Source organism: Aquibaculum arenosum (assembly GCF_029222965.1).
Taxonomy (GTDB): domain Bacteria; phylum Pseudomonadota; class Alphaproteobacteria; order Kiloniellales; family DSM-21159; genus Aquibaculum; species Aquibaculum arenosum.
The window spans coordinates 157,816-181,972 of sequence record NZ_JARHUD010000005.1 but is presented as its reverse complement, the minus strand read 5'-3'; the positions used below and the strand labels follow the sequence as shown (position 1 = coordinate 181,972).

General features: G+C 64.7%; 23 protein-coding genes. 18 read left to right on the top strand and 5 right to left on the bottom strand.

The window, feature by feature from the left end; genetic code table 11:
- Nucleotides 1-28: 28 nt before the first annotated feature.
- Entirely contained in the window at nt 29-1,036 is a 1,008-nt protein-coding gene (gene phnD, locus P2G67_RS09800) for a phosphate/phosphite/phosphonate ABC transporter substrate-binding protein (RefSeq protein ID WP_275822514.1), read from the bottom strand.
- A gap of 162 nt (nt 1,037-1,198) precedes the next feature.
- Between phnD and mnmA the strand changes: the two genes are divergently transcribed.
- Complete coding sequence (mnmA, locus tag P2G67_RS09795; RefSeq protein ID WP_275822512.1) at nt 1,199-2,356, top strand: tRNA 2-thiouridine(34) synthase MnmA; 1,158 nt, start codon at nt 1,199-1,201, stop codon at nt 2,354-2,356.
- A 13-nt stretch (nt 2,357-2,369) separates the two neighbouring features.
- Here the strand turns inward: mnmA and P2G67_RS09790 are convergent, their stop codons facing one another.
- Together P2G67_RS09790 and P2G67_RS09785 are read right to left on the bottom strand one after the other, a co-directional pair.
- On the bottom strand, nt 2,370-2,861 hold the full coding sequence (locus tag P2G67_RS09790) for a copper chaperone PCu(A)C (RefSeq protein ID WP_275822510.1): 492 nt from the start codon (nt 2,859-2,861) through the stop codon (nt 2,370-2,372).
- A gap of 71 nt (nt 2,862-2,932) precedes the next feature.
- Entirely contained in the window at nt 2,933-3,709 is a 777-nt protein-coding gene (locus P2G67_RS09785; RefSeq protein WP_275822508.1) for an SDR family NAD(P)-dependent oxidoreductase, read from the bottom strand.
- A 123-nt stretch (nt 3,710-3,832) separates the two neighbouring features.
- Here P2G67_RS09785 and P2G67_RS09780 point away from each other — a divergent pair, with 123 nt between their 5' ends.
- From P2G67_RS09780 to P2G67_RS09765, 4 genes are all read left to right on the top strand, one after another.
- Nucleotides 3,833-4,732, top strand: coding sequence for a YicC/YloC family endoribonuclease (locus P2G67_RS09780; RefSeq protein WP_275822506.1), 900 nt, complete (start codon nt 3,833-3,835; stop codon nt 4,730-4,732).
- Between the two features lie 57 nt (nt 4,733-4,789).
- Nucleotides 4,790-5,395, top strand: coding sequence for a guanylate kinase (gene gmk, locus P2G67_RS09775; RefSeq protein ID WP_275822776.1), 606 nt, complete (start codon nt 4,790-4,792; stop codon nt 5,393-5,395).
- Between the two features lie 16 nt (nt 5,396-5,411).
- Nucleotides 5,412-6,779 (top strand): cysteine--tRNA ligase, encoded by a 1,368-nt coding sequence (gene cysS / locus P2G67_RS09770; protein WP_275822504.1) that lies wholly within the window; start codon nt 5,412-5,414, stop codon nt 6,777-6,779.
- A gap of 73 nt (nt 6,780-6,852) precedes the next feature.
- A complete protein-coding gene (locus P2G67_RS09765; protein ID WP_275822774.1) occupies nt 6,853-7,737 on the top strand; it encodes a 50S ribosomal protein L11 methyltransferase in 885 nt (294 codons plus the stop codon).
- A gap of 18 nt (nt 7,738-7,755) precedes the next feature.
- On the opposite strand, the gene P2G67_RS09760 is transcribed toward P2G67_RS09765, so the two are convergent.
- The gene (locus P2G67_RS09760; RefSeq protein ID WP_275822502.1) at nt 7,756-8,178 is read right to left on the bottom strand and encodes a DoxX family protein; all 423 of its coding nucleotides are present in this window, start codon (nt 8,176-8,178) and stop codon (nt 7,756-7,758) included.
- Between the two features lie 416 nt (nt 8,179-8,594).
- On the opposite strand from P2G67_RS09760, the gene P2G67_RS09755 reads away from it, so the two are divergent.
- The 10 genes from P2G67_RS09755 to P2G67_RS09710 all read left to right on the top strand — a co-directional run bounded on the left by P2G67_RS09755 (nt 8,595) and on the right by P2G67_RS09710 (nt 20,099).
- Nucleotides 8,595-9,596: an aliphatic sulfonate ABC transporter substrate-binding protein gene (locus tag P2G67_RS09755; protein ID WP_275822500.1), complete on the top strand. Its 1,002-nt coding sequence runs from the start codon at nt 8,595-8,597 to the stop codon at nt 9,594-9,596.
- Between the two features lie 10 nt (nt 9,597-9,606).
- On the top strand, nt 9,607-10,464 hold the full coding sequence (locus P2G67_RS09750) for an ABC transporter permease (RefSeq protein WP_275822498.1): 858 nt from the start codon (nt 9,607-9,609) through the stop codon (nt 10,462-10,464).
- The gene (locus P2G67_RS09745) at nt 10,457-11,194 is read left to right on the top strand and encodes an ABC transporter ATP-binding protein (protein ID WP_275822496.1); all 738 of its coding nucleotides are present in this window, start codon (nt 10,457-10,459) and stop codon (nt 11,192-11,194) included. The genes P2G67_RS09750 and P2G67_RS09745 overlap by 8 nt, the downstream gene beginning before the upstream one ends.
- 30 nt (nt 11,195-11,224) lie before the next feature.
- A complete protein-coding gene (locus P2G67_RS09740) occupies nt 11,225-11,743 on the top strand; it encodes an OsmC family protein (protein WP_275822494.1) in 519 nt (172 codons plus the stop codon).
- 54 nt (nt 11,744-11,797) lie between these two features.
- Nucleotides 11,798-12,730 carry a LysR family transcriptional regulator gene (locus P2G67_RS09735; protein ID WP_275822492.1) on the top strand — a complete coding sequence of 311 codons (933 nt, stop codon included), beginning with the start codon at nt 11,798-11,800 and terminating at the stop codon, nt 12,728-12,730.
- Entirely contained in the window at nt 12,730-13,860 is a 1,131-nt protein-coding gene (locus tag P2G67_RS09730; protein WP_275822490.1) for a CaiB/BaiF CoA transferase family protein, read from the top strand. Before P2G67_RS09735 ends, P2G67_RS09730 begins: the two co-directional genes overlap by 1 nt.
- Before the next feature lie 128 nt (nt 13,861-13,988).
- Nucleotides 13,989-15,338 carry a proline--tRNA ligase gene (gene proS / locus P2G67_RS09725; protein WP_275822488.1) on the top strand — a complete coding sequence of 450 codons (1,350 nt, stop codon included), beginning with the start codon at nt 13,989-13,991 and terminating at the stop codon, nt 15,336-15,338.
- Nucleotides 15,335-16,582 (top strand): lipoprotein-releasing ABC transporter permease subunit, encoded by a 1,248-nt coding sequence (locus P2G67_RS09720; RefSeq protein ID WP_275822486.1) that lies wholly within the window; start codon nt 15,335-15,337, stop codon nt 16,580-16,582. Before proS ends, P2G67_RS09720 begins: the two co-directional genes overlap by 4 nt.
- A complete protein-coding gene (locus tag P2G67_RS09715; RefSeq protein ID WP_275822484.1) occupies nt 16,575-17,258 on the top strand; it encodes an ABC transporter ATP-binding protein in 684 nt (227 codons plus the stop codon). Before P2G67_RS09720 ends, P2G67_RS09715 begins: the two co-directional genes overlap by 8 nt.
- 69 nt (nt 17,259-17,327) lie before the next feature.
- The gene (locus P2G67_RS09710) at nt 17,328-20,099 is read left to right on the top strand and encodes an ATP-dependent DNA helicase (RefSeq protein ID WP_275822482.1); all 2,772 of its coding nucleotides are present in this window, start codon (nt 17,328-17,330) and stop codon (nt 20,097-20,099) included.
- Between the two features lie 6 nt (nt 20,100-20,105).
- Here the strand turns inward: P2G67_RS09710 and P2G67_RS09705 are convergent, their stop codons facing one another.
- On the bottom strand, nt 20,106-21,119 hold the full coding sequence (locus P2G67_RS09705) for a LysR family transcriptional regulator (protein WP_275822479.1): 1,014 nt from the start codon (nt 21,117-21,119) through the stop codon (nt 20,106-20,108).
- 88 nt (nt 21,120-21,207) lie between these two features.
- On the opposite strand from P2G67_RS09705, the gene P2G67_RS09700 reads away from it, so the two are divergent.
- Genes P2G67_RS09700 through P2G67_RS09690 form a run of 3 tightly spaced genes read left to right on the top strand, consistent with a single transcriptional unit; the run spans nt 21,208 to nt 24,087 of the window.
- Nucleotides 21,208-22,089 (top strand): ABC transporter permease, encoded by an 882-nt coding sequence (locus P2G67_RS09700; RefSeq protein WP_275822477.1) that lies wholly within the window; start codon nt 21,208-21,210, stop codon nt 22,087-22,089.
- A 12-nt stretch (nt 22,090-22,101) separates the two neighbouring features.
- Nucleotides 22,102-22,887, top strand: a complete 786-nt coding sequence (locus P2G67_RS09695) for an ABC transporter permease (protein WP_275822475.1) — start codon at nt 22,102-22,104, stop codon at nt 22,885-22,887.
- A 48-nt stretch (nt 22,888-22,935) separates the two neighbouring features.
- Entirely contained in the window at nt 22,936-24,087 is a 1,152-nt protein-coding gene (locus P2G67_RS09690; RefSeq protein WP_275822473.1) for an extracellular solute-binding protein, read from the top strand.
- The last annotated feature ends 70 nt before the right edge of the window (nt 24,088-24,157 follow it).

Below are 24,157 nucleotides of genomic sequence, written 5' to 3'. Positions count from 1 at the left end.
CGGACTGCGGCCCGCAACACTTCATAACTTACTCGTTGGCGAGATCCTGTGGCGTGTAGCTGACGCCGTTGGCAGCCTGAATCTGCCGGATAACCGCCCAGTCATCCTCGTAGGAGATGGGGATGAACTTGCTGACGCCCGAGAACTCCTCGCCCAGCGCGGTACCTTCAAACTCAAAAGAGAAGAAGGCTTCCTTAATCTTCTCAACCAGTTCCGGATCGAGGTTGTGGGCGTGGGTGTAGGAGGTCGTCGGGAAAGCCGGCGATTCCCACACAATCTTCACCTCTTCCGGATCGTAGAGCCCGCGCTCAGCCATGCGATCGACCACCTCAGAGGCGACCGGCGCTGCATCGTAGTCACCGGCGACGACGCCGAGCATCGACTGATCGTGGGAACCGGAATAGGTCACCTCGTAATCCTCGTCCGGGACCACGCCCAGGTCCGGGAAGAGGGCCCGCGGCGCCTGATTGCCGGAGTTGGAGGTTGGCGAGGTATGGGCAATGCGCTTGCCTTTCAGATCCTCCATGCTGTCGATGCCGCTGTCGTTACGGGTGTAGACCTGCAGCGTGTAGCCGAAGCGGCCATCGTCTCCGCCCATCAGGGCGAAGGGCACGGCGCCAGCCAAGTTTACCGCAAAGGGCGTCGGGCCGGTGGAGAAGCCGGCGATGTGCAAGCGCCCGCTGCGCATGGCTTCCACCTCGGCCGAGTTCGACTGCACGGCAAAGAACTGGACATCCTTGCCGGTTTCCTCTTCGAGGTGATCGATGAAGGGCTGCCAGATGTCTTCATAGATGGCCGGATCCTCGACCGGGGTATAGGCGAAGACGAGCGTATCCGGGTTGACGAGATCATCCAGATTGCTGGGCGGGTCGGCGACCAGATCGCCGTCGGCGTCGCAGTAGGCCTGGTCGAGATCGCCGCGATCGGCGCACTCTTCTGCCTGTGCAGGGGCAATGGCCAGGATTGCGGCAAAGCCGAAAGCCGCTGCGATCGCGTAGCTGATGTAGCCGGCGCCGGGCGCCACCTTGTAGGTCATAGCTTTCCTCCCGTTGGAACGTAGGGCGATCCTTCGATCTGCCTGATGGCAAACTATCGATGCTCTGCTGGGAACTGCAACTGTTTGTTACTAGGCTGTTAGAATGGGAATCAGCACGAGCGGTCATTGCAGCCGAGGCTGTCCGGTCGCATATTCTCCGCCATGAACTCCCTCGGTTTCGATAAGCCCCCTGCGCAGACCCGCGTCGTCGTTGCCATGTCCGGCGGCGTGGACAGTTCCGTCACGGCTGCGCTGCTGCAGGCAGAAGGCTATGACGTGGTTGGCATCACGCTGCAGCTTTACGATCATGGCGCTGCGATTGCCAAGAAGGGCGCCTGCTGTGCTGGCCAGGACATCCACGACGCTCGGCGAGTGGCTGAGACGTTGGGATTTCCTCATTACGTGCTCGACTACGAAAGCCGCTTTCGTGACAGCGTGATGGAGGAGTTCGCCGATTCCTATTTGCGGGGTGAAACCCCGATCCCCTGCGTGCGCTGTAACCAGTCAGTGAAGTTTCGCGATTTGCTGGGGACTGCCCGTGACCTTGGAGCGGAGGCACTTGCGACCGGCCACTATGTGCGCCGTAGCGTGGGCGCGCAGGGACCGGAAATGCATGTGGCCGAGGATGCGGATCGCGACCAGAGCTATTTCCTTTTCGCCACCACCCGCGAGCAGCTCGACTTCCTGCGATTCCCGCTGGGCGATCTGCCCAAGCGCGAGGTCCGCGCACTGGCGGAGCGGTTCGGTCTCGCCGTGGCAGACAAGCCGGACAGCCAGGACATCTGCTTCGTGCCCAACGGCTCCTATGCCCGGGTTGTGGAGAAGCTGCGCCCCGGTGCTATCGATCCGGGGGAGATTGTAGATATTGAGGGGCGGATTCTGGGCCAGCACCAGGGCATCATCGGCTTCACTGTGGGTCAGCGCCGCGGCATCGGCATCGGCGGAACCGAAGAACCGCTCTACGTGGTCCGGCTGGAGCCGGAGAGCCGGCGCGTCGTGGTCGGCCCGCGGCGTGCCTTGGCGCGGGACCGCGTGCTTCTACGAGAGATGAACTGGCTCGACAACGCTCTGCCACCCGAGGGCGTGCGGGTCGCAGTAAAGCTGCGCTCAGCGCAGGACCCGGTGCCGGCGCTGGTCCGCCCGTTGGGCTGGAGCGGCGCCGAAATTCAGCTCGATGAACCGGCCTACGGCGTTTCGCCGGGCCAGGCGGCTGTCTGCTATTCAGGCAGCCGCGTCCTGGGCGGCGGCTGGATTGCCGAAACCGCCCTGACCCAGGCTGAGTTCACGGGAAGCCGAGACGCGGAGCGCGTGTCGGCCTGAGGCTTCGCCGCCGCTATACGTTCGAATCCGGCTCTTCTGCATCGTCGCGGCGCAGTGGTTCGACCTCCACCTCAACAGTGAGGGCACCGGCTTTCTCGAACTGCAGAGTTAGGTCGAAGTGGTCACCCGGAAAATGGCTGCTTTGCAATCCGATAAGCTGGATCTGCACACCGCCCGGCTGCAGCGTCAGGCTCTGGCCCGGGGCAATCTCCAGGGATGCGATCGTCTGGGTGCGCAGCACGCCCGCGTCATCCAGCACCGGGGCCTGGATCTCGGCATGGCTGAAGAAGTCGCCGGTGACACCGGTCAGGCGGTCGGGCTGATCGCCGTCGTTGACGATGGTCAGGAAGACGGCGTTGGCATGGGCACTGGGGGCGTTCTCGTGCGTCCAGGCATGACTCACGACGACGTCGCGCGCCGCATAGCTTTCCCCGGCGTGATGGGCCAGCGCCGCCGGAGCGGCCAGGAACGCGGCCAAGAGCAGACCGCTGATCAATCGACGCATGACGCACTTCTCCCTGACTGACTCTATCGCGAGCAGGACCATCGAGTGGCACGGAAAGGCGGGGCGCGCAATCATTCCTTGGCCGGCAGGCGCCGCAGCAGCGGATCGGTAAGGCCGGGCGGAAGCGCCCCGAGCAGCCAGGCGGCGAAGTAGGTGGGGAAGGGGAAAGCAATGCGCGCCCGATTGCGCGCCAACCCGCGTTTACAGATGCGCGCTGCCCGCTCCGACGACATCAGCAACGGCATGGGAAAGCGATTGACCCGCGTCATAGGCGTATCGATGTAGCCGGGGCAGATGACTGAGACCCCGATGCCGTCGGGAGCCAGAACGCCGCGCAAGGCTTCGCCCCACACCCGCACCATTGCCTTGGAGGCACAGTAGGCCGGGGCGCCGGGAAAGCCGCGAAAAGCAGCGAGAGACGACATGAGTGCGATCTGGCCGTGCCCTTGTCGGCGCATCAGGTCGATGGCCGGTAGCACGCTGTTGACCACGCCGTCGCCGTTGACGGCAAAGATGCGCCGAACCTGCTCCTCCGTCTCGCCATCGCCGCCGGTCCCGGCGGATATGCCGGCATTGGCGATCAGGAGGTCCAGCGGGCGTTGCCGGTGCACCTCTTCGATCCATCGTGTCAGGCGCTCTCGGTCGCAGACATCGAGGGTGGCGGCGACCACCTCGGCACCCGCTTTGCGGCAGGACTCCGCAACCGCGGCCAGCCGCGTGCCGTCGCGGCCCGTAAGCGACAGCAGGCGGCCCGGTTCGGCGTAGGCCTGCGCCAAGGCGGCGCCGATGCCGCTGGTGGCGCCCGTGATCAGCACGTGCCGAGGATTGCTGAAGGTCTGCCGCGTCATCTCGCCTCCCGATCTGCTGAGCCGAAACCCTAAAGGATTCGCCATGCTTGCACAGGCACATCGCTTGGCGCTGACCGTCCGGGCCGCTATAAGGGCGCCGTCCCTTCCCGCCAGAGAGATGCCATGTCCGCCGATCTGCGATCCATGACCGCCTATGCCCGCGCCCAGGGCGGCGACGAGCGCTATGCCTGGAGCTGGGAAATCCGCAGCGTGAACGGGCGAGGGCTGGATATGCGCACCCGCCTGCCGCAGGGCTGGGACCGGCTCGACAATCCCCTTCGCCAGCGGGTCCAGGGCAAGCTGCAGCGCGGCAATCTCCAGATCGGCCTCACCCTGCGCCAGACGGGCGAGGTCGCTCCCATAAAGGTCAATCGTGCCCTTCTGGCCGAGCTGGCCGAGGTCGCCCGAGAACTGCACGAGGAAGGCGCCGCCGTCTCCGCCAGTGCCGATGGGCTGCTCAGCCTGCGCGGCGTGCTGGAGCCGGTCGAGGAAAGCGCAGAGGAGGACGAGGCCCAGCGCAACCGCCGCGACAGCGCGCTGCTGGCTGACCTGGACGAGGCGCTGGACCAGCTTATGGCGATGCGGCGGGCGGAAGGGACGCAGCTCGGGAGCCTGCTCGAGGGCCACTTGCGCGACATAGAGGATGGGGTTGCGCAGGCGTCGGCACACGCGGCGACGCAGCCGGACGCCCTTCGCACCCGCCTGCGCAACCTCGTGGAGGAGCTCCTGCAAGCCTCACCGGCCTTGCCGGAAGAGCGCCTGGCGCAGGAGGCGGCGCTGCTGGTGGGCAAGGCCGACGTACGCGAGGAACTGGATCGTCTGCACGCCCATATCCAGGCCGCCCGCAAGCTGCTTTCGGAAGGGGGCGCCATTGGTCGGCGGCTGGATTTCCTCTGTCAGGAGTTCAACCGCGAGGCCAACACGCTCTGTTCCAAGTCGGCGGACGTGGAATTGACGGCCATAGGCCTGCAGCTGAAGGCCGTGATCGAGCAGTTGCGCGAGCAGGTACAGAATCTGGAGTAGGCAGAGTTGACGGATACCGCCAAGGATACGCCGACGGAGGTGAAGCGCCGGGGCTTGATGCTGGTGCTTTCCTCTCCCTCCGGCGCGGGCAAGACGACGATTTCCCGCGCGCTGATGGCCGAGGAACCCAACCTCACGCTTTCCATCTCCGCCACCACCCGGCCCAAGCGTCCGGGAGAACGCGATGGGGTGGACTACTATTTTGTGGACCACCCCCGCTTCGAGGCCATGGTGAAGGCCGAGGACATGCTGGAGCACGCACTGGTCTTCGGCAACCGCTACGGCACGCCCCGCGCCCCGGTGGAGGCCGCCCTGGAGGCCGGGCGCGACGTGTTGTTCGACATCGACTGGCAGGGGACCCAGCAGGTGTCTTCCCGGATGCCCCGCGACTTGGTGCGGGTGTTCATCCTGCCGCCTTCCCACGCGGAGCTGGAACGCCGCCTGCGAACCCGCGCCCTGGACCCGGAAGAGGTGGTGCAGGAACGCATGGCCAAGGCGGCGGACGAGATGAGCCACTGGGACGCCTATGACTACATCATCGTCAATCGCCAGGTAGAACGATCGGTGGCGGAAGTAAAATCGATCCTGACCGCCGAGCGCCTGCGGCGCGATCGCCAGGTGGGCCTGACGGAATTCGTCAGCCGCCTGCGCAGCGCGGCCTGAGGCAGAAAGCAAGCCCATGCGTGAACTGCATCTGCACAACACCCTGACCCGCAGCCGGGAGCTGTTCCATCCTGACGATCCGGACAATGTCCGGCTCTATGTCTGCGGGCCGACGGTCTATGATTTCGCGCACATCGGCAACGCGCGGCCCGTGGTGGTCTTCGATGTGCTCTTCCGCCTGCTGCGGCACCTCTATGGCGCGGAGCACGTCACCTACGCGCGCAACATCACGGACGTGGACGACAAGATCATCGCCGCTGCCAAGGAGCGGGGCGTGGCGATCGAGACGGTGACCGAAAGCACAACGGAAGCATTCCACGCCGACATGGCCGCCCTGGGCGCGCTGCCGCCCAGCATCGAGCCGCGGGCCACCGGCCACATCGCGCAGATGATCGCGATGATCGAGCGCCTGATCGAGCAGGGCCATGCCTACGAGGCGGAAGGGCATGTGCTCTTTGCCGTGGGCACCATGGCGGATTACGGCGCGCTGTCGCGACGCGACCGTGAGGAGCTGATCGCCGGCGCGCGGGTCGAGGTGGCCCCCTATAAGCGCGACCCGGCCGATTTCATCCTCTGGAAGCCGGCTGCAGCCGAAGAGCCGGGTTGGGACAGTCCCTGGGGGCGAGGACGGCCAGGTTGGCACATCGAATGCTCCGCCATGTCGGCCGCCCATTTGGGGGAGACCTTCGACATTCACGGCGGCGGCCTGGACCTCATCTTTCCCCATCACGAGAACGAGATCGCCCAGAGCCGCTGCGCCCACGGCACGCCCCACATGGCACGGCTATGGATGCACAACGGCTATGTGGTCGTGGGCGGCGAGAAGATGTCCAAGTCCCTGGGCAACTTCCTCACGGTGCGGCAGCTGCTGGAAGAGGGCGTTCTGGGCGAGGCCATTCGCCTGGCGCTGCTGTCCGGACACTATCGCCAGCCGCTCGACATCACCCGGGAGAAGCTGGCCGAGGGGCGGGCGCAGCTCGACGGGCTTTATGGCGCCCTGCGGGGCCTGCCGCTGGACGACACTGCGGAGCCGCCCGAAGGCCTGATCGACGCGCTTTGTGACGATCTGAACACCCCTCTGGCGCTGGCGAAGCTTCATGAGGCCGCCCATGCTGTCAACAAGGCATCGGGCGACGAGAAGGCGCAGGCCGCCGCCGTTCTGCGTGCCGGTGGGGCGCTGCTTGGCTTCCTGCAGCAAGACCCCGAAGCCTGGTTTCAGGCGGGCGAGGACGATGCCGCAGCCATAGAAGCGGCCATCGCCGACCGGCAGGCGGCGCGCAAGGCGCGTGACTTCGCCGAGGCGGACCGCATCCGCGATGCACTGGCGGCGCAAGGCATCCTGCTTGAGGACGGCCCTCACGGCACCACATGGCGGCGCGCATGACCATTTGCAGCGGCAACCTGCGGCGCCGGTGCCGCCGTTTCACCAGTGAAAGGTCCTGACCAGCGTGGCCAAGATGCTGCCCATCTATCTCCTGTCGCTCCGGGTGCCGGAGGGCAGTGTGCCGATGTTCGAGGCCGCTCTGGAGGCCCTGGGTGGGGCCCTGGATGTGGGCGGTCCCGACGAAAAGGGGCTGGTGCCGCTGCAGCTTTATCTCGGCGAGGACCCCGGCCGGCCAGCGGTCTACGCCCAACTCTCCGTGGCAGCGATGGTGACCGGCTGTGACGTTCCGGAGTTCACGCTCGAGCTCATGCCCGAGATCGACTGGGTTGCCGAGAGCCGGGCGTCGCTTCCGGCCCTGACCGCCGGGCGTTTCTGGGTCTACGGCAGCCATGTGGATCGAAAGCCGCCCTCTGGCTCAATCCCGCTGTTGATCGATGCGAACGTTGCCTTCGGGACCGGACGGCACGAGACGACGCGCGGCTGCCTGCTGGCTCTGGAAGCGCTCGCCAAAGACCGTCGGCGCAAGCCAAGGCGTGCGCTGGACCTGGGCTGCGGCTCAGGCATCCTTGCTTTCGGCGCGGCGCGGCTTTGGCCGCATCTCCGGGTGCTCGGCAGCGACCTGGATGCGCCCTCGGTGTCCGTGGCGCGCGACAATGCAAAACTCAATCGAGTTGCGACGCGGGTCACGCTCGTGGAAAGCCGGGGATACCGGTCACACGAGATCAGCCGCCGCGCTCCCTACGACCTGATCCTCGCAAACATTCTGGCCGGGCCACTTTGTGCCATGGCCACCGACACAGCCCGGCATCTGGCGCCGGGCGGCCGGGTGGTGTTATCGGGCCTGATCCGACGACAGGAGCGCCAAGTTCTGGCCCGTCACCGTGCCGTTGGTCTCAAGCTCGAACGCCGCTGGCGCATCGGCAACTGGAGCACGTTGCTTCTGCGTCGCGGCGCTTGAGACGGCCCGTCGGATCAATCACGCCCAGCCGCGGGCTTCCAGGGGACGCAACGCGGGAATGCGCAGCGCATAGGCCCCCGGGCCGATCAGGGCCTGTGCCAGCAGAGCCGCGATCCAGAACACCGGATATTCCCAACCGCCACCTTCGGCACTGAACACCCAGCCGTTCCCGGTGTGTTCAAGCAGGGCGCCAATCATGGTGGGCAGGAGCAGAAGTGCGATCAACCTCACCTGAACACCCAGGATGAGGAGCAAACCGCCGCCAATCTCTGCGAGGATAACGAGGTAGGCGAAAAGTCCGGGATAACCGAGGCTCTCAAAGTAGGCCACGGTGCCAGGAATGGTGAACATGAACACCTTCATCAGCCCGTGAGCGACAAAGGCGACTCCAAGGGTCAGGCGGAGCAACAGAGCGCCCAGCGGTGCGGTCGGCGGAAGCATGGTTCAGGTCCTCTTTGATTTCGGGTGGGGCAGGGCGGCCCCGTACGGACCGCGTTGAGGTCAGAGATGCCATGCGCAGCCTCAAATGATAATCCAGCTAGATGGGCATAATTTGTTTCTTGACCGGCAACTATTGGGGGGCTGAAAGCGGCCATAGGAAGAAATTTGACCCGCCGCGCATTTTTCGTTTGACCTGCGCGCAGGATCGGCTTTAGGAAAATCATACAGCGCCGCTTTGAGGCTCAGCTTGCGGGGCGCTATATAAATTCCAGCTAAAGCGAGCGGGTTCGGACCCGCCGCTCAGGATCGGCGGGTTTTTTATTGCCCAGTTCCTGGCGGACTTCTCCTTACCCGATGTCGTGGAGCCTCGCTCATGCAAGAGGCGCCTACGGCGTCGCAAGAGGGAGGAGTAAATCATGTTCCCCGTTACCAAGCGTTACTTTCTGTCACTTGGGGCCGCATTTCTCGCCGGCGGCCTGCTCGCCGCTTCGCCTGCTCCGCTTCAGGCAGCGTCGCCCCCCGACCGCATCAACATCGACTGGGCCTACTACAACCCGGTCAGCATCCTGCTGAAGAACAAGGGCTGGCTTGAAGAAGCCTTTGCCGACGAGGGCACCGAGGTGCGCTGGGTTCTGTCCCTCGGGTCCAACAAGGCGCTCGAGTTCCTGCGCGGCAGTTCCATCGACTTCGGCTCCACCGCCGGTGCCGCAGCCGTTATCGGCAAGGCTGGCGGGCTGCCGATCAAGTCCATCTACGCCTATTCCAAGCCCGAATGGACTGCACTGGTCACCCGTGCCGATTCCGATATCGAGAGCGTCGAAGATCTGAAGGGCAAGTCGGTGGCCGTTACCCGGGGCACCGACCCGCATATCTTCCTGCTGCGTGCCCTGGACGCCGCGGGCTTGAGCGAAGAGGACATTCGCCCAGTCCTGCTGCAGCATCCCGACGGCTATCGGGCCCTCGTCGGTCGCCAGGTGGATGCCTGGGCCGGCCTGGATCCTCACATGGCCACAGGCGAGCTGGAATCGGGTGTCCGCCTCTTCCACCGTGCTCCCGATCTCAACACCTACGGCATCTTGAATGTGCGGGAAGCCTTTGCAGAGGCTCATCCGGAGACGGTGGAGCGGGTGCTAGAAGTCTATGAACGGGCCCGGCGCTATGCACTCGAACACCCCGACGAGTTGCAGGCCGCATTGGTTGAAGCGGCGAAGATCACGCCGGAGGTCGCTCAGAAACAGCTCGAGGAGCGCACGGATCTCAGCACGCCGGCGATCGGACAGCCGCACCGCGAAACCTTCGTCGCGGCCGGGGAAGTGCTGCAGAAGATCGGCGTGATCGACGAGGGCACCGACATAGCCCTGCTTGTCGACGAGCTGATCGATGAGCGCTACCTCAACGCCGTCGTCGAGACGCAGTGAGGCATCGCACATGTCCGTGATCACCTTGGAGCGCCGGGCGGACCTTCCGCCCGGCGTGCAGGGCAGGGCGACGCCGCGCGTCCCTCTGCCTCGCCTGGCGCGCTTGCGTGCTTTCGCTCTTCCGGCGGTGTTGCTGCTCTTGTGGCAGAGTCTGACCAGCGCCGGCGTCTTCCCCGACTATCTGCTGCCCGCCCCGGCCGTCGTGGCCAACGAGTTGCTAGCGCTTGCCGCCGGTGGTGTGCTGGCCGAGCACATCGCCATCACCGTTTGGCGGGTAGCCGTTGGCTTTGCCGCCGGTGCGCTTGCGGCCACCCTCCTCGGCGCGCTGACCGGCTATTCCAGCAGCGCCCGGGCCTATCTCGACCCCACGCTCCAGGCCCTCAAGGCCGTGCCCTCGCTCGCCTGGGTGCCGCTCTTCATTCTCTGGTTTGGCATCTTCGAAGCCTCGAAGATCACCCTCATCGGCGTCGGAGTCTTCTTTCCCGTCTATCTGAACCTGATGAGCGGCATTCAGTCGACCGATCGCAAGCTGGTGGAGGTGGCCCGGGTCAACGGCCTCGGCCGTTTCGATCTCATTCGGCGCATACTCATTCCCGCCACGCTGCCCAGCTATCTCACCGGCCTGCGCTCCGGCCTGGCACTGGGCTGGATGTTCGTGATTGCCGCGGAATTGATGGGGGCAAGCCAGGGACTCGGCTTCCTGATGATCGATGGGCAGATGACCGGGCGCCCGGCAATCATCATCGGCGCCCTGTTGCTCTTTGCCGTGGCCGGAAAGCTCTCTGATGCGCTGATTGCTGCCGCGGCGCGACGCCTGACTGCCTGGCAGGATGGCTACGGCGCCAGCCAGGAGTCCGGCCGTGCTTGATATCTCGCAACTCAGCAAGACCTTCGCTGATGGCGGCGGTCTGACCCACACGGCCCTGGAAGGGGTGGATCTTCGCATCGGTGACCGGGAAATCGTGAGCCTGGTTGGCACATCCGGTTGCGGTAAATCCACCCTGTTGCGGCTTGTCTGTGGTCTGGACCAACCCACCGGCGGCGACATTCGCCTTGAAGGCCGGCCGGTGACCGGGCCCTCACCCAATGTGGGCATGGTGTTCCAGGAGCCGCGGCTGATGCCCTGGCTGTCAGTGACCGAGAATGTGCGCCTGGCCCTGCTGGACCTGGCACGCCGCGAACAGGATCGGCGAATAGCAGATGCTTTGGAAAAGGTGGGGCTCGCAGACTTCGCTTCGGCCCTGCCGCGACAGCTTTCAGGTGGCATGGCCCAACGGGTCGCGATCGCGCGTGCACTGGTGCGCCAGCCCTCGGTTCTGCTGCTGGACGAGCCCTTTTCCGCGCTGGACAGTTTCACCCGATTGAAGCTCCAGGATCACCTCGTGGAACTGTGGGAACGGGAAGGCTTTACCCTTATTCTGGTCACACATGATGTCGAGGAGGCGGTGGTGCTGTCGGATCGCGTCGTGGTGCTGCGCGGTCACCCCGGGCGAATTCACCGCGAGGTGGATGTCGATCAGCCTCGGCCGCGCTCGCGCACCGCGGTCGAGGTGCAGCGACTGAAAGAAGAAATTATCGCCAGCCTCGATCTTTCCTGAGTTCCGATCTTTGAGAAGGTGCGTAATGACATGAACGCTGAAGACCTGAAGTCCCTGCAGGCTCCGTTGAAGAGCCGCTACAAGGAGGAGCCTCAGGCCGCGGTGGTGACGCTCTCGGCTGAAGGCAACATTGCGGAAGGCATCGCCTGCAAGGTCGACACCGGCCGCGCCCTCGTTGAAGCCGGTCTGCACCCCGCAACAGGTGGCAGCGGCAGCCAGGCTTGCTCCGGCGACATGCTACTGGAAGCCCTGGTGGCCTGCGCGGGTGTAACGCTGAAGGCTGTGGCTACGGCGCTGGAATTCGACCTGCGCGGCGGCAAGGTCACCGCGGAAGGCGACCTAGATTTCCGCGGCACCCTGGGTGTTGCCAAGGACGCGCCGGTGGGCTTCTCCGCCATCCGTCTGACGTTTGATCTCGACACGCCCGAGTCGGCTGAGCGCATCGCGACCCTGACCAAGCTGACCGAGCGCTATTGCGTCGTCTTTCAGACACTGAATCAACCGCCGCCGCTGTCCCTGAAGGTGGACGCCGCCACGGCACAGGCCTGAAGCACGGCAAGGGAAAGGCTTTCGTCAGCGCGCCGCGCAGGTATATCGTGAGGCATGGATCGTCTGACGAGTATTGAAGTCTTCCTGCGCGTGGCGGCCCAGGGCAGCTTTGCAGCCGCGGCCAGGGATCTCGGCATGTCCCGCGCCATGGTCAGCAAGCATGTGCAGGCCTTGGAAACCCGTCTCGGCAGTCGCCTGCTGCACCGCACAACGCGCAAGCTGAGCCTCACTGAAGCAGGGCGCTCCTACTTTGAGCAGGCAGGCACGTTGCTGGAGGCCCTGCGTGAGGCGGAAGAGACCGTCAGCGCATTGCAGTCGGCGCCGCGCGGGATTCTGCGCATCAACGCGCCGGTCAGCTTCGGGTTGCTGCATCTGGGCTCGGCGCTCGAAAGCTTCATGCGCCGCTATCCGGAAATTTCGGCCGAAATCACACTGGAGGATCGCCAGGCGGACCTGGTGAAGGAGGGCTACGATCTGGCGGTGCGCATCGGCCGGCTAACCGATTCAAGCCTGATCGCGCGGCGTATCGCCCCTTGCCGCATGCTGCTGGTGGCTGCGCCCGAGTACCTGGAGCGCCGCGGGCGACCGGCGCTGCTGTCCGATCTCGCCCAGCACGAATGCCTCAGCTACAGCTATTCCGCCAGCGGGGACGAGTGGCGCTTTGACGGGCCGGATGGGCCGGCCTCGGTGCGTATCGGCGGCCGGTTGCGCGCAAACAACGGTGACCTATTGCGCGCGGCTTGTGTGGCAGGGCAGGGCATCGCACTGGTGCCCAGTTTCATTGCCGGACCGGATGTGGTGGGCGGTCGTCTCGAGCCATTGCTGCCCGACTATCGGCCAGCCCTTCTGGGCGTGCACGCTGTCTATCCTCATGCCCGCCATCTGGCGCCAAAGGTGCGGGCCTTCATTGATTTCCTGGTGGAGTATTTCGGGCCAGAGCCGGCCTGGGACGCCGGGCTCGAGCCGCTGCAGGAAGTGGGTCGCTAATGAGCAATTTGCTGGAAGGACTGCGCGTCATCGACTTGTCGCAGTGGTTGCCTGGCCCGGCTGCCGGGCAGATGCTGGCCGATCTCGGCGCAAGCGTGGTGAAAGTGGAGCCGCCCGCCGGCGATCCCATGCGAAGGCTGGGGCCGCAGGATCCAGATGGGGTCTCGGCCTGGTATAAGCTGGTGAACGCCGGGAAGACCGTATTGCGCCTCGACCTCAAGAGCGAAGAGGGCAAGGACCGCTTTGCAGAGCTATTGGCCGCTGCGGATGTGTTGCTTGAAAGCTATCGCCCGGGGACCTTGAACAAGCTGGGGTTTGGCGCTGAGCGCCGGCAGGCGCTGCGGCCCGATCTGATCCACTGCGCGCTCTCCGGATTCGGACAGACCGGACCGCTGGCCAAGCGTGGCGGCCATGACATTAATTATCTGGCTTTAGGCGGCGGTCTGATCGCCAGCGGCACGGCCGAGCGGCCGGTCGCGGCGTTTCCGCCGGTCGCCGATCACGCCTCGGCGTTGCAAGCCGTGAGCGCCATTCTGGCCGCGCTTTTTCGCCGGACACGCAGCGGGCAGGGCGCCAGCCTGGACATCAGCCTGACCGAGACGGTCCTGGCCTGGCAGGCCATCCCCATGACCAGCGCGCTGCGCGGCGAGGCCCCGCAAAGGGAAGGCGACGTCCTGAACGGCGGCGCCGCGTTCTATCGCATCTATCGCTGCGCCGACGGTGGGTTTGTATCCCTGGGCGCCATCGAGCCCAAGTTCTGGGCCAACTTCTGTTCTGCGGTCGGTCGCGAGAGCTGGATTGTCCGACAGGGCGAGGCACCGCCGCAGAATGGCTTGATCGAAGAGGTCTCGACCCTGTTCGCGAGCCGGCCGCGCAGCCACTGGGAGACGCTGCTCAACGAGGTGGACTGCTGCTTCCAGGCGCTTCTGACCCCGGAGGAAGTGCTGGCGCACCCTCAGGTGCAGGCCAGGGGACAGGTCAACGTCAGCGGGGCAGAGGGAGGTGCGCCGCTGGTGGAGATCGGATTTGGTGGCTGGGTCAATGGCCAGCCGCCGGCGCGGCGCACGCCACTGCAGGAGGCAGCGCCCGCGGAGGTTCTGGCGCAGTGGTGGCGGGTCGAACTGCAGTAGCCCGCTAGTATGGGAGGCGTTCTAAGACGTGGGTCGAGTCCAGGGATGCGTGGACAAGATAAGGGAGCTTGCCTACTCTCCGCCGCAGTACGGAATCCACCCTTCAACTGCGTCCATCCGAGGCATCCATGCGCCGTTCCGCGTTCTTCCTGCCGACCCTGAAAGAGACTCCCAAGGAGGCGGAGATCGTCTCCCACCGCTTGATGCTGCGCGCCGGGATGGTGCGCCAGGCGTCGGCTGGCATCTATTCCTGGCTCCCGCTGGGCTTTCGCGTTCTGAAGAAGATCGAGCAGGTCGTGCGTGAGGAGCAGGATCGCATGGGCTGTCAGGAAGTGCTGATGCCCACCATCCAGTCGGCGGATCTCTGGCGCGAGTCGGGCCGCTACGACGCCTACGGGCCGGAGATGCTGCGGATCAAGGATCGGCACGAGCGCGACATGCTCTACGGGCCGACCAACGAGGAACTGATCACCAACATCTTTGCCCACTCAGTGCGCAGCTATCGCGATCTGCCGAAGCTGCTCTATCACATCCAGTGGAAGTTCCGTGATGAGGTGCGGCCGCGCTTTGGTGTCATGCGTGGCCGAGAGTTCCTCATGAAGGATGCCTATTCCTTTGACCTGGATTTCGAGGCGGCGCGGCTCTCCTACAACAAGTTCTTCGTCGCCTATCTCAGGACCTTTGCGCGCCTGGGTCTGCAGGCCATTCCCATGGAGGCTGACACCGGACCCATCGGCGGCAACCTCAGCCACGAGTTCATCATCTTGGCTGATACGGGCGAAAGCCAAGTCTTCTGCGATCGGGATTTCCTGGACGTCGACGTATTGGGCCGGGAGATCGACTACGCCGATCCGGATGAAGTGGGTTCGGTCGTCGACTACTTCACCAAGCTCTATGCCCGCACCGACGAGAAGCACGAGCAAGCCGTCTTCGAGAAGGAGGTGCCGGACGTCCGGCGCTACGAAGGGCGCGGCATCGAGGTGGGACACATTTTCTACTTCGGCAGCAAGTACTCGGAACCTCTGGGCGCGCGCGTGGCGACGCCCGAGGGCGATGAGGTTGCGGTGCACATGGGCTCCTACGGCATCGGCGTGTCACGGCTGGCCGGCGGCATCATCGAAGCGAGCCACGATGACGCGGGCATCATCTGGCCGGATGCGGTGGCGCCCTTCGACGTGGGGCTGATCAACCTCAAGCCGGGTGACAGCGACTGCGCGAGGGCGGGCGAAGACGCCTATGCCGCTTTGGCGCGCAGCGGTCTCGACGTGCTCTATGATGAGCGCGATGAGCGTGCGGGCGCCAAGTTCGCGGAGATGGACCTGATTGGACTGCCATGGCAGCTCACCATCGGCCCGCGCGGCGTCAAAGCCGGCAGCGTAGAACTGAAGCGCCGTGCCTCGGGTGAGAAGGAAGAACTGAGCCTCGAAGCTGCGATCAACAAGATTGCGGCCAACAACACAACGGTGTCCCGCGGATGATCTTTGGCGCCGTCGAGCGTCTGCTGGCACTGCGCTACCTGCGCTCGCGCCGGCAGGAAGGCTTCATCTCGGTCATCGCGGTCTTCTCGCTGCTTGGCATCGCGCTGGGGGTGGCCACTCTCATCATCGTCATGGCGGTGATGAACGGCTTTCGCATCGAGCTCATGAGCCGGATTCTCGGCGTGAACGGCCATCTGACGGCCTACTACGATTCCCAGTCCATCAGTGATTATCGCGACGTCGCTCAGCGCCTGGAAGATATTGAGGGTGTCAGGCTGGCCACGCCGCTCATCCAGTCGCAGGTCATCGTGACCTCCGGCGACCGGGCCATGGGTGCCCAAGTCCGAGGCATGGCGCCGGAAGACCTGGAGCGGCGCCAGCAGCTCGTCAGTAAAGTGGTGGGCGGGCGCGTGTCGGACTTCGGCCGTGACGGTGGGCTGCTCGCCGGCAGCCGCCTGGCCCAGCAACTGGGTGTCGGGGCAGGGGGAGACATAACCCTGCTGAGCCCGCAGGGATCGGAGACGGCCATCGGAACCGTCCCGCGGATGAAGGCCTACCCCATTGCCGGGCTCTTCGAGATCGGCATGTACGAATTCGATCTCTCGACCATCTACATGCCGCTGGATCAGGCGCAGATCTTCTTCCGCTACCCGGAAGCCGCCAACGCCATCGAGATCTTCGTGAACGATCCCCAACGTGTCTGGGAGTTGCGCGGGGTGATCGATGACGAACTCGGCCCCGGTTGGCGCACCGTCGACTGGCAGCAGGCACACTCCTCAATCGTCAATGCGCTCGCCGTCGAGCGCAATGTGATGTTCGTCATACTCTCCCTGATCATCCTCGTTGCCGCCTTCAACATCCTTTCGGGCCAGTACATGCTGGTGAAGGGCAAGGGCCGCGACATTGCCATTCTGCGGACCATGGGGGCCACGCGTGGGACGATCCTGCGCGTCTTCTTCATGAGCGGCGCCGCCGTCGGGCTCTTCGGCACCCTGCTGGGCGTGGCGCTGGGTATCGTCTTTACCGACAACATCCAGACCATCCAGGGCTGGGTAGAAGCGGTAGTCGGCACGCAGGTCTTCAATCCGGAGGTCTACTTCCTGACTCGCATGCCGGCGCAGCGCGACCCGCGGGAAGTGCTCGAGGTGGTGGCGATGGCGCTGTTTATCTCCTTCCTCGCGCCCCTGCTGCCGGCCTGGCGGGCGGCGCGCCTCGATCCGGTGGAGGCACTGCGCTATGAGTAGGGCAGAGGTGCGCCTGCGCTTGGTTGAGGTGTCCAAGGTTTACTCTCAGGGCGACCAACGCCTGGAGATACTGAAGGGCATCAATCTCAGCCTTTACAGCGGCGAGCTGGCCGCCCTGGTCGGTCCCTCGGGATCGGGGAAATCAACCCTGCTGCACATTGCCGGCCTGCTGGAAACGCCCGACAGCGGTGAGGTCGAGATTGCCGGTCAAGCCGTGGCCGGATTGCGCGATCGTGAGCGCACAGCCATCCGGCGTCGGCGCATCGGCTTCGTCTATCAGTATCATCACCTCCTGCCCGAGTTTTCTGCGCTGGAGAACCTGGTGGTGCCGCAGATGATCGCCGGGCGCAAACGCCGCGAGGCGACCAACGATGCCAAGGAACTGCTGCATCTGGTCGGCCTGGGGGAGCGCATAGAGCACCGGCCGGGTCGCCTTTCCGGGGGCGAGCAGCAGCGCGTCGCGCTGGCGCGCGCGATCATCAACCGACCCTCCCTGGTCCTGGCGGACGAACCGACGGGCAACCTCGACCCGGAAACGGCGGACGAGGTGTTCGATCTGCTGACCAAGCTGGTAAAGGGATCCGGCGTGGCCGCCCTGATCGCCACGCACAATCTCGAACTCGCCGGCCGCATGGATCGAACGCTGCAGCTGCGCGACGGACAGGTTTTCGGTTGAGCGATACCCTGGCCCGACTGAACATCTGCGCCTGACCAGGGCACAACGGCACAGTATAGTTCCGCTCTCATGTCCCTGGAGCCCACGCCCCCCTCTGCCGCTCCGCCGCCGGTGCTGATTGCCGGCGTGAGTGCGGCTGTCTGGTTGACGCCGCAGGGCGTGCTGGAATCCCTCTCGCTGTCTGAGGCGGCGCGCCGGGCGGTGGCAGAACCGGTGCTGCTGGTTCACGCTCGAGCCACGGCCCGACGGCTCAATCTTGACGGGCTGCACGCCTACGATCTGCTTGAGCTCTTTGCTTTCACGCGGCCGGCTGTTTTCTGCGCGCCCACCCCGCGCGGGCTCGCCCTGGCCCTGGGGCTGCCGCTGCCCAAGGACGAGGAGGCCCAGGCGCTTGCCCTGCGACAGGCGGCCGGCCTGCTGCTGCGTGAACTGCAGGCACGCGGACCTTCCGGAGACCCCCAGGCAGCCGGCATCGCCTTTACCATGACCCGGGCCGGCTGGCTTTGGGGGCCCTGGGTCATGCGCATGCTGGGCATTAGCAGCAGTGCAGAAGCGCCACGCATCGGCGCCGGCTTCCGCGTCTGGGAGAAGCTTGGCGAGTGGTCGGAACATGCTCCCGAACAACCAGGAGGGCACTTCCCCGTGGAGCCGACCGCCGCGCGCCAGCGCTTGGCAGAACTCCTGGGTGACGAATCGGAAGCGCGCCCGCAGCAGGCCGACTATGCCTCTTCCGCCTGTGCCGCCTTTGCGCCGCGAGAAGCAGAGGGCGAGCCGCGCTTGGTCCTCGCCGAAGCAGGCACCGGTGTGGGCAAGACGCTTGGCTATATCGCCCCGGCCAGCCTCTGGGCCGAGCGCAACGAAGCGCCGGTGTGGCTGTCGACCTACACGCGCAATCTGCAACAGCAGATCGACGGCGAACTGGATCGCCTCTTCCCTCAGGCGAGCGAGAAACGTCGCAAGGTGGTGATCCGCAAAGGCCGGGAAAACTACCTCTGCCTGCTCAACTATGCAGAACGCGTGCCTCAAGTCAGCGGGGCGCAAGCTGGCGAGGCAGCGATTCCCCTGGGCCTCGTTGCCCGCTGGGCCTTGCGCACCCGCGATGGCGACATTGCCGGAGGAGACTTCCCCGGCTGGCTGGTTGAAATCATCGGACGCGGTCGGTTGGCCGGATTGGTGGATCGACGCGGCGAGTGCATCCATTCCGCCTGCGAATTCTGGCGTAAGTGCTTCATTGAAAAGTCGATCCGCCGGGCCCGCACGGCCGAATTGGTGGTGGCCAATCATGCCCTGGTGATGGTGCAGGCCGCGCTCGGTGGGGGCGAGGAGGGCGGCATTCCGGCGCGTTATGTCTTCGACGAAGGCCACCACCTCTTCGATGCCGCCGACAATGCCTTTGCTGCACACCTCTCCGGCCAGGAAACGGCTGAGCTGCGGCGATGGCTGCTGGGAGCCGACTCGCGGCGTGGCGGGGGTGCGAGCCGTATGCGCGGGCTCCGTCGGCGCATGGAAGAGATGCTGGACAACGGGGGGCCGTTGGAGGAGTCACTCGACGGCCTGCTGCGCGCTGCCCGGTGCCTGCCCCAGGAGGGGTGGCACGGCCGTCTGGCGGAGGGTGCGGCCGATGGTGCCTGCGAGCGTTTCCTTCTCGCCGTGCGCAGCCAGGTCTTTGCGCGCGCAGAGAAGGCGGGGGAAGGCTATTCCCTGGAGTGCGAACTTCACCCGGTGGCGGAAGACCTTCTCACGGCTGCCCATGAGTTGCTGACGGACCTCCAGGCCATCCTGGACCCCGCGAAGCGCATCGCCGGTCGGCTGCAACGGCGTCTGGACGAAGAAGCCGAGACGCTGGAGGCCGATCAGCGACGGCGGATCGAGGGGCTGGTGCGCTCCCTGGAGCGGCGCCTGCTGCTGCCGGTCGAGGCTTGGTGCGCTATGCTGGAAGCCCTCGAGCAGCCGCCGTCCGAGACCTTCGTCGACTGGCTTGCCGTCGACCGGATCGAAGGCAATGAGGTCGACCTTGGCTTGCATCGCCACTGGATCGACCCGACGCTGCCTCTGGCCCGCAGCGTGCTGTCCCGCGCCCACGGGGCGCTGATCACCTCCGCCACCTTGACCGATCGCAGCGGAGAGCCCGAAGCAGACTGGCATGCGGCCGAGATGCGTGTCGGCGCGGTGCATCTGCCCAATCCCTCGGTGCGCGCCGGTGTGCCATCACCCTTCGACTATGCCTCCCAGACCCGCGTCTTCATCGTCACCGATGTGCGCAAGGACGATCTGGACCAGGTTTCGGCCGCCTTGCGCGAACTTTTTCTGGCGGCTGGAGGCGGAGGACTCGGACTCTTCACCGCGATTTCCCGCCTGCGCGCCGTCCATCGGCGCATCGCGGCGCCCCTGGAACAGGCAGGACTCTCGCTCCTGGCCCAGCACGTGGACGGCATGGATGTCTCCACCCTCGTGGAGATCTTTCGCGCCGAGCCCGACTCCTGCCTGCTGGGCACCGATGCAGTGAGGGACGGCGTAGACGTTCCCGGGCGCGCGCTGCGGCTCATTGTGTTCGATCGTGTGCCCTGGCCGCGCCCGGATCTGCGGCACAAGGCCCGGCGCAAACAATTCGACGGCCGGCGCTACGAAGATCGGCTGACCCGCCTGAAACTGCGCCAGGCCTTCGGGCGACTGGTCCGCCGGGCGGATGATCATGGGGTCTTCGTTTTGCTCGACCCCATGATGCCTTCGCGACTCTTCGGCGCCTTTCCCGAAGGGGTGACGCCGCAACGCGTCGGCCTGGCCGAAGCCATTGCCGAAAGCCGGGCCTTCCTTGCCCCCGATGCCAAGCGACAAGAGTAACCTAGGCTATAGCGGCGGGTATGTGCGTGCTGACAGCGGCAGGCTGGTAATCCTTTGCCGCAGGCTTTGCAGGAAAAGCGACTCGGCCCGGCTGTGATGCATGCGCGGGTTCGTCACAAGATAGATGTCGATGGCCGGTGGTTCCTCGTAGGGCGGCAGGCGCCAGAGCAGTCCGTCACGCACGTCCTTCTCCACCACGTGGATGGGAAGCGGGCCGATGCCCAGCCCGGCCACGATCATGCGGCGCACTTCCTCGAGGTGAGAAGAAGTTGCGACGATGCGCCCGCCAAGCCCCGCCCGTTCGCGCAGGAGAGCGACTGGCCGCAAGGCATCGGAAAGCTGGTCCGTCTTGAAGGACACAAAGGCCTCGCCCCTCAGAGCCGTAAGCGAGAGACCGCGGCGCCCGAAGAGCCGATGGCTGGGGCCGCAGAAGAAGCCGAAGTGCTCGCGAAAAAAATGCTCGTAGTTGAGCCGTGGGCTGGGATCGCTGACCAGGCAGAAGCCGAGCGCCGCGCTCTTCTGCAGGACAGCGTGCTGAACCAGGGAGGAGGTCGAAATCTCGACCGAAAAGCTCGTCTGCGGATGCGCCGCCTGGAATCCGCTCAGCACCTGATCGTAAAAGGGGCAAACCACGTGGCTCGCCGCCGCAATGGAGATCTCCCCCGCCACGGTTTCGCGGGAATCGCGCAGCATCACCGCGAGGCGCGACACGCTGCCGTATATCTCCACACACTCACCGTAGAGCAGTCGCCCTGACTCGGTCAGCTGAAACCGCCCGCGGCTGCGATTGATTAGCCGCCGTTCAAGCTGGGCCTCCAGGCGCTTCAGAGCGTTGCTCACACTCGGCTGGCGCAGCAGCAAACGGTCGGCTGCTCGGGTGATGCTGCCTTCCTGAACGATCACCATGAAAGTATGGAGGAGGTTCCAATCCAACTCCCGGCTCAGCCGTTCGGGAATGGATTCCCCTGACGTTTCCTGTCCCTGCACACCACCCTCATAGCCCAGTGCTATGTCTGGCATTCTTGCTATCTATTTGCGGAATGTCGAGGCTCAGGTCTGTAATGGCGTTGCGGCCCGTAAGAGGCCGTTAAAAGGAATGGGGAGCGCAATGGCGAGAGCCTTGGCGCAGGATGAGGGGGTTGACGCGCGGCCGTGGGTGCTTTTGGCCCCGGCACTGCTGGCGTTGTTCCTGCTGATGGTCGTGCCTATGGCCATCATCTTCGTCTTCACTTTCTACGAGTACATCGACGTAGCCGTCGACCGACCGGCCTTCCAGTTTGAGAACTGGCGCTGGTTTTTCGAGGACAGCTTCTACCACTACGCCATCTGGCAGACCCTGCGCATCTCGGCCATCACGACCCTGGTCTGTGCACTGCTGGGCTTTGTGCCAGCCTACTTCATTGCCAACACCACCTACCGCCACAAGTGGCTGCTGATGCTGCTTCTGATCCTGCCTTTCTGGGTCAGCTTCATTATCCGCCAGCTATCCTGGGTCCACGTCCTGGGCTCGCAGGGGATCGTGAACGCGGCACTGCTCTGGCTGGGCGTCATCGATGAGCCGCTGCGCCTGCTATACAACGAGGCCACTGTGGTGATGGGCCTGGTGCACTTCCTGCTGCCCTTCATGATCCTCAATATTTACGTCAGCCTCGAAGGCATTGATCGGAATCTCGTTTCCGCAGCGCGCACCCTTGGCTGCACTGAGTGGCAGGCCTTTCGTGAGGTCACCTTGCCACTCTCGCTGCCGGGATTGGCAGCCGGCTCGCTGCTCTGCTTTGTCTTGGCTGGCGGCAGTTACGTAACGCCGCTCATCCTCGGCGGACCCGACAACTTCCTCTTCGGCAACCTGATCTACGATACCATCATGATGGAGCTGAACTGGCCGATGGGGGCGACGCTGAGCGTGGTGCTGCTGGTCCTGCTCGGATCGCTGGTGGTGATCTACGGCCGTTTCATGGGCCTCAGCCGGCTCTACAAGAGCCTGAACTGAGGAGGCAGAACGATGCGCAGCTGGAGTCTCATTCGCTTCTACACCCTGCTGGTGTATCTCTTCATGTTCACGCCGATCGCCATCGTCGTGGTGCTTTCCTTCAATGATGCGCAGTTTGGCGGCTTTCCCATCCAGGGTTTCTCCCTGCGCTGGTTCGAGGCGCTGGCGAACAACGAGCCGGTGGTGCGCGCGTTTCGCACCTCGCTGTTGATGGGGATTGCGGCTGCCGTCATCGCGACAACCCTCGGCATTCTCGCGTCGCTGGCACTGATGCGCTACAACGTGCCTGGCACCAACTTCCTGAATACGCTGCTGATCGCCCCGGTGCTCGTACCGGAGACCGTGCTGGCGGTGGGCCTGCTGCTTTTCATGCGCTGGTTGGATCAGCCACGCAGCCTGGTGCTGCTGCTGGCCGGACATGTGTTGATCGCGCTCCCCTTTGTGGTGCTCGTCGTGCAGGCGCGGCTGGTGGGGATCCGCAAGGTCTATGAGGATGCCGCGCGCTCCTTGGGCGCCAATCCCGTCCAGACCTTCTTTCAGATCACCTTCCCCTTACTGATGCCGGCGGTTTTCGCCGGCCTGCTCTTCGCCTTCACCATTTCCTTCGACAACATCACCGGCACCTTGTTTTGGCGCCCGCCGGGCGTGGAGACGGTGCCGACCCAGATTTTCGGCATGCTGCGTCACTCGATCAGTCCGGAGATCAATGCGTTGGGAACGGTGATGATCGTAATAACCGTCGGACTGCCGCTGCTTGCCGGGGCGGTGGCCCGTGCTTTTGCCCGGGGTCGGCTGTGACGCTGTACCGCGGGCGATACTGATCCGGTCCAATAACAGGAGGCTGAAATGGATAGTAGAAAGCGTCTGGAAAGACTGCGTGAGCGTTACCTGAATGGCGATCTTGAGCGTCGCAGCTTCATGCGGATGCTGGGCTTGGCCGGCGTTGCCGCAGGGGTCTCCGGTGGCGTGCTCGGCGGCGTGAGCCGCCAGGCCTTCGCCGAAGGCGTGGAGATTCGCTTCGATGGCTGGGGCGGTGTCGTCTCCGAAGCGCTTCGGCAGCATGCCTTCAATCCCTTCGAGGAGGCCACCGGCAACACCGTTCTCGATCGCACCTTCGGCGGAGAGGAAGAAGTGCTCACCGGCGTGCGCGCCGGGCAGGTCGGCGACTACCACCTGGTCCACTCCTCCGGTGTGGCTTGGTACAAGCGCTGGATCGACGCCGACATGGGCGTGGACCTGAACATCGACAACATCCCCAACATGGAACTGGTGATGGACGCGCTGGTCGCCCCCTTCCGCAAGGTGTCGCCGGACTTCCTCTCGGCCGTGCCTTACGATTATGGCACCACCGGAATCGCCTACAATCGCGACCACATCTCCGACGAGGAAGCCCAGGAGATGGGCGCAAATCTACTGCTGCACCCGGACCACCAGGGCAAGATCGGCGGTTGGACCGATTGGCAGACCCGTATCTGGTATGCGGCGCTGCAGACCGACCAGGATCCCAACAACATCGAGGACATGGATGCAGTTTGGGAGAAGCTGCGTGAGCACCGTGGGGGTCTGCTAAAGTACTGGGGCTCGGGCGCGGAGCTCATGGACCTGCTGGCCAAGGAAGAAATCGTGGTCACTGAGGCCTGGTCTGGCCGCGTGGCCGCGCTGCAGCAGCAGGGCCACAACATCGGCTACATCGACCCGCCGAACAGCTATGCCTGGATGGAGTCCATGCTGGTGCTCAAGGGTTCGCCGGTTGAAGAGGCCGAGGTGCTGCTGAACTTCATGCTGGAGCCTGAAACCGCCATTGCCGTCGCGGAAGGGCAGAACTATCCGCCCTCCCTTGACCCGAACAAGGTCGAGATGACGGAGAAGGTTGAGGCACTTCCCGCCTACGACGCCAGTGGCACGCTGGATAATCTCACCTTCGCCGATCCCGAGTACTGGACGTCGAACGAGGCCGACTGGAAGCGGACCTGGGGCCGCATCGAACGCGGCGCCTGAGGAAGCAGAACTGCTCGCCCTGGACCGACAATTCCGACGGTTCAGGGCGAGCGCCTTCCCCTGTGAACAA